The organism is Amycolatopsis thermalba (assembly GCF_003385215.1).
GTDB lineage: Bacteria > Actinomycetota > Actinomycetes > Mycobacteriales > Pseudonocardiaceae > Amycolatopsis_E > Amycolatopsis_E thermalba.
Window position 1 is genome coordinate 1 of the sequence record NZ_PQHW01000162.1, and the last position, 11038, is coordinate 11038.

Consider the following 11038-nt stretch of genomic DNA (forward strand, 5'->3'; position numbering starts at 1 on the left):
GGACCGCTCGGCGATCCGGCGGGGCCGGCCGCCTCCGCCCGCGCCAGCGCCGCCCGGCCCCGCCGGATCGCCGAGCGGTCCCAGCGCCGCCGGTCCTGGTCCTCCAGCAGCACCGGCTCGCCGTCCGGCCCGGTCCGCGCCGGGAACCGGGCCGCCGTCAGCTCCAGCAACGCCAGCAGCCCGTGCACCTCCGGCTCGTCCGGCATCAGGCGCGACACCACCCGGGCGAGGCGCTGGGCCTCACCCGCGAGGTCGAACCGGATCAGGTCGCCGCCCGAGCTGGCCGACGACCCCTCGGTGAAGATCACGTAGATCACGTTCAGCACCGAGCCGAGCCGCTTGGCCCGCTCGTCCGGCGCGGGCACCTCGAACGGCACCCGCGCCGCGGCGAGCGTCTTCTTCGCGCGCGTGATCCGCGCCTGCACGGTCGCCGTCGGCACGAGGAACGCCCGCGCGATCTCGTCGCTGGTCAGACCGCCCACCACGCGCAGCGTCAACGCGACCCTGGCCTCCCGCGACAACACCGGGTGGCACGAGATGAACATCAGCGCGAGCACGTCGTCGTCGATCTGGTCCGGGTCCCACTCGACCTCGCCGCCGTCCTCGCGCAGGTCGGCTGCGAGGACGGCGTACTTCGAGTCGAGCGCGGAGCGGCGGCGGAACGCGTCGACGGCCCGCCGCCTGCCCACCGTGAGCAGCCACCCCGCCGGGTTGCGCGGCACCCCCTCACGCGGCCAGGTCACCAGCGCCTCGGCCAGCGCCTCCTGCGCGAGGTCCTCGGCCAGCGCGAAATCGCCGGTGTAGCGCGCGAGCGCACCGACGATCCGCGCCGACTCGATCCGCCAGACCGCGGCGATCGCTTCCCGTTCGGTCATCTCAGAGCTGGCCGGTCGCCTCGCGCCACGCCCGCTCCTTCTGGATCCACTCGTTGTCCTGCGGGAACTCGTCGATGGTGGTGACGCGGCGGATCTCGGTCTTGAAGCCCTTGCCCTTGATCGGCGACCGCTTGGCCCACTCGACCGCCTCCTCCTTGGAGGCCACGTTGAGGATGTAGAACCCGCCGAACAGCTCCTTCGTCTCGCCGTACGGGCCGTCGGTGACCACGGGCGGCTCGGACGAGAAGTCGACCACCACGCCGTCGTTCGCGTCGTCCAGCCCTTCGGCGGCGACCAGCACGCCCGCGCGGATCAGCTCCTGGTTGTAGCGTCCGGTCATCTCGATCATCTGGTCGAAGTCGAAGTCGCCCAGGTTCGCGAACGCCTCGTCGGTGGCCCGCCAGATCAGCATGAACTTCACGGTGTTTCTCCCTCGATGTCCGGGTCCCTCTCGGACCCTCTCACCCCATGGGTCGAACGGGGAACGATTCGATCGACACGGCCCCGGAGATTTTTCGTGCAACCCGCCGGCGGGCCCGTACCGTCCAGGGAGCATGAGGTGGAAAGCAACGATGTGCGGGCTGGGCCTCGTCCTGCTGGCGGCCACGGCCTGCGGTGAGCGACCCGAATCCGTCCAGCCCGGCTCCGGCGGTCAGCCCACCGGCGAGCCCTCGGTCGTCGCGCCCATCCCGACCACCGACCTGCCCCCGGTGATGCCCGGCGGCCCGCGGCAGATGCAGCCGCCCGCGGACACCGCCCAGGTGCCGGCCACCCGCGTCGACTCCTCGGCGCTGCCCTCGGACTTCCCGCGCGAGGTGTACGTCAGCGCCGACGGCAGGCAGCTGTTCGTCCGAGCCGAGGAAGGCGGGTGCGGGCGCGCCGCGGCCGAGGTGACCGCCCAGGACGCGCGGCAGGTCGTGGTCACCCTGGTGGAGAACAAGAGCAACCTGGCGGGCCAGATGTGCACCATGGACATGCGCTACCCGGTGGTATCGGCGACCCTGTCCGAACCCCTGAACGAGCGGACCGTGGTGCTGACGAGCGCCAAACGAGGTTACTGACCGGTAGTATCCCGGGCATGAAGAAACGCCAGGTCTCCGCCACGCGGATCGTCGCGGCTCCGCCGGAGAAGATCTTCGAGCTGCTCACGGACCCGTCGAAGCACCCGCTGATCGACGGGTCCGGCACGGTGCTGGCCGCGCAGAGCAGCGGGCCGGAACGCCTGACGCTCGGCTCCCGCTTCGGCATGGACATGAAGATGGGCGCGCCGTACAAGATCCTCAACACGGTCGTCGAGTACGACGAGAACCGGCTGATCGCCTGGCGGCACTTCAACGGGCACCGCTGGCGCTGGCAGCTCACGCCCCTCGAGGACGGCTCGACCGAGGTCACCGAGACCTTCGACTGGTCCACCGCGCGGATCCCGCTGTTGATCGACCTGAGCTTCTTCCCGCGCAAGAACAAGCAGGCCATCGACAAGACGCTGGACCGGCTGGTGAACCTGTTCCAGGCGTGAAGGAACGGGCGCCACCCGCGGGTGGCGCCCGTTCCCGTCAGCCGGTCAGGAGCGGAAGCTGATCTGCAGCACCGGTTCCGAGGTCTCGGCGAAGAAGTCGTTGCCCTTGTCGTCGATGACGATGAACGCCGGGAAGTCCTCGACCTCGATCTTCCACACGGCTTCCATGCCCAGCTCGGGGTACTCCAGGACCTCGACCTTCTTGATGCAGTCCTGCGCCAGCCGGCGCGCCGGGCCACCGATCGAGCCCAGGTAGAAGCCGCCGTGCTGCCGGCAGGACGCGGTCACCTGCTTGGACCGGTTGCCCTTGGCGAGCATGACCATCGACCCGCCTGCCGCCTGGAACTGGGCGACGTAGGAGTCCATCCGGCCCGCGGTCGTCGGCCCGAACGAGCCGGACGCGTAGCCGTCCGGGGTCTTGGCCGGGCCGGCGTAGTAGACCGGGTGGTCGCGCAGGTACTGCGGCATCTCCTCACCGGCTTCGAGGCGCTCGGCGATCTTGGCGTGCGCGATGTCGCGGGCCACCACCAGCGGGCCGGTCAGCGACAAGCGGGTCTTCACCGGCAGCGAGGACAGCTGCGCGCGGATCTCGTCCATCGGGCGGTTCAGGTCGACCTGGACCACCTCGTCGGACAGGTCGTCGGTGGTCACGTCCGGGAGGAAGCGGGCCGGGTCGCGCTCCAGCTGCTCGATGAACACGCCGTCGGCGGTGATCTTCGCCTTGGCCTGGCGGTCCGCCGAGCAGGACACCGCGATGCCGACCGGGCAGGACGCGCCGTGCCGCGGCAGGCGGATGACGCGCACGTCGTGGCAGAAGTACTTGCCGCCGAACTGGGCGCCGATGCCGAACTGCCGGGTCATCTCCAGGACCTGCTGCTCCAGGTCGGTGTCCCGGAAGCCGTGGCCGAGCGGGGAGCCCTCGCGCGGCAGGTTGTCCAGGTAGCGCGCGGAGGCGAGCTTGGCGACCTTGAGGTTGTACTCGGCCGACATGCCGCCGACCACGATCGCCAGGTGGTAGGGCGGGCAGGCCGCGGTGCCGAGGCTGCGCAGCTTCTCGTCCAGGAACTTCGCCAGCCGCTTCGGATTCAGGACGGCCTTGGTCTCCTGGTAGAGGAACGTCTTGTTGGCCGAGCCGCCGCCCTTGGCCATGAACAGGAACTCGTAGCTCGGATCCCCGGTCCCGTCCTTGTGGAACAGCTCGATCTGGGCCGGCAGGTTGGTCCCGGTGTTCTTCTCCTCCCAGAAGGTGACCGGCGCCATCTGCGAGTAGCGCAGGTTCAGCTCCTGGTAGGCGTCGAAGATGCCGCGCGCGAGGGCCTGCTCGTCGTTGCCGCCGGTGAGCACGCCCTGGCTGCGCTTGCCGATGACGATCGCGGTGCCGGTGTCCTGGCACATCGGCAGCACCCCGCCGGCCGAGATGGCGGCGTTGCGCAGCAGGTCCATCGCCACGAAGCGGTCGTTGCCGCTGGCCTCGGGGTCGTCGACGATCGCGCGCAGCTGCGCCAGGTGCGACGAGCGCAGCAGGTGCTGGATGTCGGTGATGGCGGTCCGGGCGAGCTTGGTCAGCGCTTCGGGGTCGACTTCCAGGAACTTCCGTCCGGCGGCCTCGACGACCCGGACGCCCTCGGCCGTCACGAGCCGGTACTCGGTCTCGTGGTCCGGACCCAGCGGCAGCACGTCGGTGTACTGGAAGGTGGTGGTGGTCACTCGGGCTCCCTCGCAGGCAATTCGGGCCCTTGACGTTACCGCCTGCGCGTGCTCACCCACGCTGAGGTGTGGCGCGGACCTCGCCGGCGATCGCGTGGCGCGAACCACCCCGGAAAAGTCGGAAGGCCGGGCCCACCCCGACGGACCCGACCTTCCGGGGAAAGCGGCCGGGAGCACAGGGCGCCCGCCGCGAAGTTCACCGTCCGTAGGACGTGAAGAACTCACCAGACGTTGCTTCCACGGTGACGTGACCTACGTCATACGTCAACACGGCCGATCGGGTTGTCGTGGAAGGCAAACAGGGCCACCCCGCGTAGGCGGAGTGGCCCTGTCGGTTGCCCTGGACGGGTCAGCTGGCGTAGGCGCGCAGCCGCTCGGCCCGCTCGCCCTGGCGCAGCTTCGACATGACCTCGCGCTCGATCTGGCGGACCCGCTCGCGGGACAGCCCGAAGTGCTTGCCGATCTGGTCGAGGGTGCGCGGCTGGCCGTCGTCGAGGCCGTAGCGCATCCGGATGACCTGCTGCTCCCGCTCGTCGAGCGTGGCCAGGACCCGGCGCAGGTCGTCCTGCAGCAGGCCCGAGATGACCGCGCTCTCGGCGTCGGTGGCTTCGGAGTCCTCGATGAAGTCGCCCAGCGGGGCGTCCTCGTCGGTGCCGACCGGCATGTCCAGGCTCACCGGGTCGCGGGCGTGGTCGAGCAGGTCGGCGACCTTCTCCACCGCGATGCCGGACTCGGCGGCCAGCTCCTCGTTGGTGGCCTCACGGCCGAGCTGCTGGTGCAGGTCGCGCTTGATGCGGGCCAGCTTGTTGACCTGCTCGACGAGGTGCACGGGCAGCCGGATGGTGCGGCCCTGGTCGGCCATGCCGCGGGTGATGGCCTGGCGGATCCACCACGTCGCGTAGGTCGAGAACTTGAACCCCTTGGAGTAGTCGAACTTCTCCACCGCGCGGATCAGACCCAGGTTCCCCTCCTGGATCAGGTCGAGCAGCGGCATCCCCCGTCCGGTGTAGCGCTTGGCCAGCGACACGACCAGCCGGAGGTTGGCCTCCAGCAGGTGGTTCTTGGCCTTGTGGCCGTCGCGCACGAGCGCCTCCAGCTCCTTGCGGCGCTGCGGGCTCAGCTTCGGCGCGGTGTCGAGCATGTGCTGCGCGAACACCCCCGCCTCGATGCGCTTGGCGAGCTCGACCTCGTCGGCGGCGGACAGCAGCGCGGTCTTGCCGATCCCGTTGAGGTAGACCCGCACGAGGTCCGCGGCCGGGCCCTGGGCGTCGAGATCCGCGTCGAGGTTCGGCGAAGGGCGTACGCTGGACTCGACGGGCTCGAATTCGGGCTCGGGGACCTCACGAGTCGGACGCTCGAGAGTCTGTACTGACATGTTCTGCCTCCCCGGTCACGGGCGGACACGTTCGGTGCGTCACACCGGCTCCTGCGCCGCGTGGGTGAATCCTGTGGAGTACTCCACCCCCGCGCGCCCAGCTCGTCGGCTGGACAATGGTTCCAACGCCGGCCGTTGCCAAAACGTTCCCGCCTCCTCGACTTCCAGACGGGGCGGTACCGGACCGGGTTGCTCCACCAAAGCTGAGGTTTTGCTGAGAGACCCGCCCGGCGGGGCAGTGGTTCAGACCTCTACGAGCACCGTGAAGGGCCCGTCGTTGGCGCTGTGCACCGCCATCATGGCGCCGAATTTCCCCGTGGCCACACGGGCTCCGCGCTCGCGCAGCTCCGCCACGACGCGGTCGAACAACGCCAGCGCGGCGTCCGGGCGGGCCGCCTGCGTCCACGATGGACGGCGCCCCTTGCGGGTGTCGCCGTAGAGCGTGAATTGGCTCACCACCAGCAGCGGGGCCCCGGAAGTGGCGCAGGACTCCTCGTCGCGCAGGATCCGGAGCTCGTGCAGCTTGCGTGCCATGGTGACCGCTTTGTCTTCGGTGTCCGAAACGTGGACGCCCAGCAGCACCAGCAGCCCCGGCTCCTCGATCGCGCCGACGACCTCACCCCCGACTGTGACGCTCGCCTCGGTCACCCGCGCCGCGACCGCCCTCACACCGCCTCCAGGAACCCGTGGCGGACCAGCTCGCGCAGCGGCGGCAACGCGGCCTCGGTCAGCGCGTCGGCGTCCAGGCCGTGCCCGGCGGCGAGCAGCGACAGCAGGTCCGACAGCGGCAGCGCGCCCCGGCAGCCGGCCAGCAGCGCGGCGACCGTCTCGTCGACCTCGTGCTGCCAGCCGGGCCCGTCGGAGCGGTGCAGCCGCAGCACGGTGGTGTCCCAGCCCTCGTCGCCGGGCGCGGAAACCCGCTCCAGCAGCACCGTCGGCGGCACCCGGAAGCGCGCGCCGAGCAGGTCGTGGCCGTGCTCGCGCAGCCAGCTCACGCGGTCCAGCCAGGCGCCGGCCTCCGGGCCCAGCGGATCGTCGTAGGCCTGCCGCAGGTCCTCGCACACCACCGTCGGGTGCGCCGCGTCGGTCCGGCGCAGCGTGACGAACCCGAACCCGACGCCCCGGACCTTGTTCTCCGCGAACCAATCCAGCCAGCCGGCGGCCTTGGCCCGGCCGCGCTCGGAGCGCGGATCGATGCCCGCGTCACGCAACCAGGTGCCCACGTACAGCCCCGGGTCGGCTACGTCGCGTTGCACGAACCACGCGTCCGTGCCGCCCGGCAGCCACCGGCTCACCCGGTCGGCCCAGTCCTCGCCGTCGACGTGCAACCAGGAGGCGAGCAGCTGCCCGGTGCCGCCCTCGGTCAGGAACCCGGGCAGCTGGCGGATCACCAGCGCGCTCGCGTCGTCGCCGCCCAGCCCGGAGTCGCGGTAGGTGTAGTCGATGCGCGGCGGTCCCACCACGAACGGCGGATTGCACACGATCTGGTCGAACCGGCGGCGCGCGACCGGCGCGAACCACTCGCCCCGCACCAGTTCCACGTCCAGCTCGTTCAGCCGGAACGTCGCGTCCGCCAGCGCCAGCGCCCGCTCCGACACGTCGGTGGCGGTGACCCGCCGGGCGTGCCGGGTCGCGTGCAGCGCCTGCACCCCGTTGCCGGTGCCCAGGTCCAGCAGGCTGCCCACCGGGCGGCGGGTGGTGGCGCGGATCAGGCTCAGCGACGCGTGGCCGACGCCGAGCACGTGGTCCGGCGGCACCTCGGCGCCGAGCACGTCGGAGTCCAGGTCCGACACCACCCACCAGGAACCCTGCTCGTCCCCGTGCGGCCGCACGTCCAGGCCCGCGCGCAGCAGCTCCCGTCCGCGCACGAGACCGGCCGCGACCGCGTCGTCCAGCGCGAGCGGCGCCAGGGCCGCCCGCACCGCCGCCTCCGGCTCGGCCGAGCCCAGCAGGAACAGGCGGATGAGCGTGCCGAGCTCACCGGCGTCCGCGGTGGCGCGGAAGGCGAGTTCGGGCTCACCGCGGCCCAGCGCCGCGTGCGCGGTCCCGCCGAGCGCGCCGACCACGCCGTCGGCGTCGTAGCCGGTCCGCCGGAACGCCTCGCGCAGCCGGGCCAGGAAATCGTCGGAGAACCGCGGAATGCTCACGGTGGGTGATCCTCCCACGCGAGCCGCCGCGGCTGTGCTGTGATGGCCGTATGACCACCACGGACCGGGCAGCGCTGTTCGCGGGGCTCGACGAGCTCCTGCCGGGCCTGCAGGAGCTCTACGTCGACCTGCACCGGCACCCCGAGCTGTCGTTCGCCGAGCACCGGACCGCGGGCAAGCTCGCGGCGCGGTTGCGTGAGGCCGGGTTCGAGGTGCACACCGGCATCGGCGGCACCGGCGTGGCCGGGGTGCTGCGCAACGGGGACGGCCCGGCCGTGATGCTGCGCGCGGACATCGACGCGCTGCCGGTCGCCGAGAAGACCGGCCTGCCCTACGCCAGCGAGGTGCGCGCGCCGAACGCCGGCGGCGACGAGGTCCCGGTCATGCACGCGTGCGGCCACGACATGCACGCCACCTGGCTCGACGGCGCCGCCCGGCTGCTCGCCGCGCGGCGGGACGGCTGGCGGGGCACCCTCGTCGTGGTCTACCAGCCCGGTGAGGAGGTCGGCGACGGCGCGGAGGCGATGGTCCGCGACGGCCTGTTCGACCTGGTCGGCACACCCGCCGTGGTGCTCGGCCAGCACGTCGTGCCCGGCCCGGCCGGCTGGGTGCTGACCCGGCCGGGCGTGCTGATGGCGGCGACCGACTCGCTGCGGATCGTGCTGCACGGCCGCGGCGGGCACGGCTCCCGGCCGGAGACGACCGTCGACCCGGCGGTGCTGGCCGCGTCGGTGGTGATGCGGCTGCAGACGATCGTGTCCCGCGAGATCGCGGCGACCGAGCAGGCCGTGGTGACCGTCGGGTCGATGCACGTCGGCACCGCGCCCAACATCATCGCCGAGGAAGCCGTGCTCGAGGTCAACGTCCGCACCTTCGACGAGCAGGTCCGGTCCCGGGTGCTGGCCGCGGTCGAGCGCATCGTCCGGGGCGAGGCGGCCGCGGCGGGCGCGCCACGGCCCCCGGAGATCACGCCGATCGCGACGTTCCCGGTGACCAGCAACGACGAGGCCGCGAACCGGACGCTGAGCGAGGCCTTCACCGCCCACTTCGGCGCCGACCGCACCATGGAGGCGCCGCTGGTCACCGGCAGCGAGGACTTCGGCGAGTTCGGCCGCGCGGCCGGGGTGCCGTCGGTGTTCTGGCTGGTCGGCGGGCTGGACCAGGACTTCGTGCTCACCGCCATGGCCGAGGGCCGGTTCGAGCGGGACGTGCCGTCCAACCACTCGCCGCGGTTCGCGCCGGTGCTGCACCCGACGCTGCGCACCGGCGTGGAGACGCTGGTCGTGGCCGCGCTCACGTTTTTGTCGGTGGGTGGTGGCACGCTCGGAGCATGACCGAGATCCCGGCCGCCAACTTCGCCCAGCTGTGGGCCGAGGACACGCGCCCGCCCCTGCCCAAGACCGGTGACGAGCGCGAGATCCTCACCGCCTACCTCGACTGGCACCGGCAGACCTTCGAGCTCAAGTGCGCCGGCGTGCCACCGGATCGCCTGTCCGAGAAGCTGATCCCGCCGTCGGGCCTGACCCTGCACGGGCTGCTGCGCCACCTCGCCGGTGTCGAACGCTGGTGGTTCCGCATCCAGTTCCGCGGCGAGGACGTGCCGGTCCTGTACTACTCCGACGACGATCCGGAGCAGGACTTCGAGCGCCTGGACGGCGATCCGGCGGAGGCGCTGGCGGTGTGGCGCGCCGAGTGCGAGCAGTCGCGGCGGATCGTCGCCGACGCGCCGTCGCTGGACGTCACCGGCGTGCACGCGGCCTCCGGCGAGCCGGTCTCGCTGCGCCGGATCATCGTGCACGTGCTCGCCGAGTACGCCCGCCACAACGGGCACGCCGACCTGCTGCGCGAACGGATCGACGGCAAGACCGGGTACTGAAGGAGGGAAACGTGACCGACGCACTCGCGCTCACCCGCGCGCTGACCGCGGTCGACACGGTGGGGCACGCCGAAACGGCGGCGCTGGAGGTCGTGGCGCCGCTGCTGCGGGAGGCGGGGTTCCGGCTGGAGGTGTTCGAGCACGAACCCGGCCGCGGCACGCTGGTGGCCGAGTGGGAGACCGGGCACGACGTGCCGCCGCTGTGCCTGTCCGGGCACGTCGACACGGTGCCGCTGGGCGGCGCGCCGTGGCAGCGCGACCCGTTCGCCGGGGAGACCGACGGCGACCGGGTCTACGGCCGCGGGGTGAGCGACATGAAGGCCGGGGTGGCGGCGATCGTCACGGCGGCGGTCGCGGTCGCGCGGTCCCGGCCGCGGCGGTCCGGACTGCGGCTGGTGCTGACGGCGGCGGAGGAGACCGGCTCGCAGGGCGCGCGGTTCGTGGCGGACCGGCTGGGGCCGAGCGGGCCGCTGGTGATCACCGAGCCAACGGCGAACGTGGCGTTCCACGGCCACAAGGGCGCGCTGTGGCTGGAGGCGCACGCGTCCGGGGTCACCGCGCACGGGTCGATGCCGCACCTGGGGGACAACGCGGTCGTCAAACTGGCGGCGGCGGTGACGCGGCTGGCGGAGTACCGGTTCGGCGTGGAGCCGCACCCGGTGATGGGGCCGCCGACGCTCAACGTCGGCACCTTCGCCGGCGGGCTGAACACGAACTCGGTACCCGACCGCGCGGTGGCGACGGTCGACGTCCGCACGGTGGCGGGGCAGGACCACGCGGCGCTGCTGGCCGAACTGGCCTCGGTGGCCGGCGTCGAGGTCCGGCCGCTGATCGACCTGCCGCCGGTGTGGACCGATCCGGGCGACGAGTGGGCGGCTTCGGCGGCCGAGATCGTCCGGGACGTCACGGGCGCCGGCGGGGAGGTGGCGACGGCGACGTACTTCACCGACGCGTCCGTGCTGACGCCCGCGCTGGGCGGCGTGCCGACGCTCATCTGCGGCCCCGGCCAGCCGGAGCAGGCGCACGTCACCGACGAGTGGTGCTCGATCACCCGCCTGGCGGAGTCGGTGGAGATCCTGAAGCGCATCTGTGCCGCCTGGTGCGGGATTTAACGCCACCCGAGTATCGCCGGTGCGGGGGAAGTGGCAGCATGGAGGGCACAGGAGGTGGTCGCGGTGAACAGGTCCCCCCGGGGCACCGGCGACGAGGACGCCCCCGTTCTCATCACCGAGGCCGCCCCGTCCTACGAAGAGGAACACGCGGCCCGCAAGCGCAAGTACATGCTCATGATGGGCATGCGGTTCCCGTGCCTGGTGCTGGCCGGGCTCTTCTACCACACCTGGTGGCTCGCGCTGCTGTTCATCGTCATCTCGGTCCCGCTGCCGTGGGTCGCGGTGCTGATCGCCAACGACCGCCCCCCGCGCAAGCGGGAGGAGGTCAACCGCTACCAGCGCTCCGCGAAGGCCATCGAGCACCGCGAACACCGCATCATCGACGGCTGACCCCCGCGAGTCCCACGCTCCCGCACGCGAGTCCCACGCC

Annotated in this window: 12 protein-coding genes; 6 read left to right on the top strand and 6 right to left on the bottom strand. The window is 72.0% G+C overall.

All coding sequences use genetic code 11. The features are described from left to right. Both D0D15_RS34180 and D0D15_RS34185 read right to left on the bottom strand, forming a co-directional pair. Positions 1-875: RNA polymerase sigma factor (locus D0D15_RS34180; RefSeq protein WP_115945045.1), on the bottom strand; the 875-nt coding region annotated here is incomplete at its 3' end. A gap of 1 nt (position 876) precedes the next feature. Then, on the bottom strand, positions 877-1296 hold the full coding sequence (locus tag D0D15_RS34185; protein WP_094009038.1) for a YciI family protein: 420 nt from the start codon (positions 1294-1296) through the stop codon (positions 877-879). A 133-nt stretch (positions 1297-1429) separates the two neighbouring features. On the opposite strand from D0D15_RS34185, the gene D0D15_RS34190 reads away from it, so the two are divergent. Further along, complete coding sequence (locus D0D15_RS34190; protein ID WP_233157545.1) at positions 1430-1936, top strand: hypothetical protein; 507 nt, start codon at positions 1430-1432, stop codon at positions 1934-1936. Positions 1937-1953: 17 nt separating this feature from the next. Then, positions 1954-2391: an SRPBCC family protein gene (locus D0D15_RS34195; protein WP_094009036.1), complete on the top strand. Its 438-nt coding sequence runs from the start codon at positions 1954-1956 to the stop codon at positions 2389-2391. Between the two features lie 45 nt (positions 2392-2436). Here D0D15_RS34195 and D0D15_RS34200 read toward each other — a convergent pair whose 3' ends face one another. From D0D15_RS34200 to D0D15_RS34215, 4 genes are all read right to left on the bottom strand, one after another. Next, the gene (locus D0D15_RS34200; protein WP_115945046.1) at positions 2437-4098 is read right to left on the bottom strand and encodes a fumarate hydratase; all 1662 of its coding nucleotides are present in this window, start codon (positions 4096-4098) and stop codon (positions 2437-2439) included. Positions 4099-4447: 349 nt separating this feature from the next. Further along, a complete protein-coding gene (locus D0D15_RS34205; RefSeq protein WP_094009034.1) occupies positions 4448-5473 on the bottom strand; it encodes a sigma-70 family RNA polymerase sigma factor in 1026 nt (341 codons plus the stop codon). 243 nt (positions 5474-5716) lie between these two features. Beyond that, a complete protein-coding gene (dtd, locus tag D0D15_RS34210) occupies positions 5717-6142 on the bottom strand; it encodes a D-aminoacyl-tRNA deacylase (RefSeq protein WP_094009033.1) in 426 nt (141 codons plus the stop codon). Further along, entirely contained in the window at positions 6139-7620 is a 1482-nt protein-coding gene (locus tag D0D15_RS34215) for a N5-glutamine methyltransferase family protein (RefSeq protein ID WP_162830726.1), read from the bottom strand. Before D0D15_RS34215 ends, dtd begins: the two co-directional genes overlap by 4 nt. A gap of 50 nt (positions 7621-7670) precedes the next feature. On the opposite strand from D0D15_RS34215, the gene D0D15_RS34220 reads away from it, so the two are divergent. Genes D0D15_RS34220 through D0D15_RS34235 form a run of 4 tightly spaced genes read left to right on the top strand, consistent with a single transcriptional unit; the run spans position 7671 to position 10998 of the window. Then, positions 7671-8954, top strand: a complete 1284-nt coding sequence (locus D0D15_RS34220) for an amidohydrolase (protein WP_094009032.1) — start codon at positions 7671-7673, stop codon at positions 8952-8954. Then, a complete protein-coding gene (locus D0D15_RS34225) occupies positions 8951-9496 on the top strand; it encodes a DinB family protein (protein WP_094009031.1) in 546 nt (181 codons plus the stop codon). Before D0D15_RS34220 ends, D0D15_RS34225 begins: the two co-directional genes overlap by 4 nt. A gap of 11 nt (positions 9497-9507) precedes the next feature. Then, positions 9508-10608 (top strand): M20 family metallopeptidase, encoded by a 1101-nt coding sequence (locus D0D15_RS34230; RefSeq protein ID WP_094009030.1) that lies wholly within the window; start codon positions 9508-9510, stop codon positions 10606-10608. Between the two features lie 54 nt (positions 10609-10662). Continuing rightward, a complete protein-coding gene (locus D0D15_RS34235; RefSeq protein ID WP_094009029.1) occupies positions 10663-10998 on the top strand; it encodes a DUF3099 domain-containing protein in 336 nt (111 codons plus the stop codon). Positions 10999-11038: the final 40 nt, after the last annotated feature.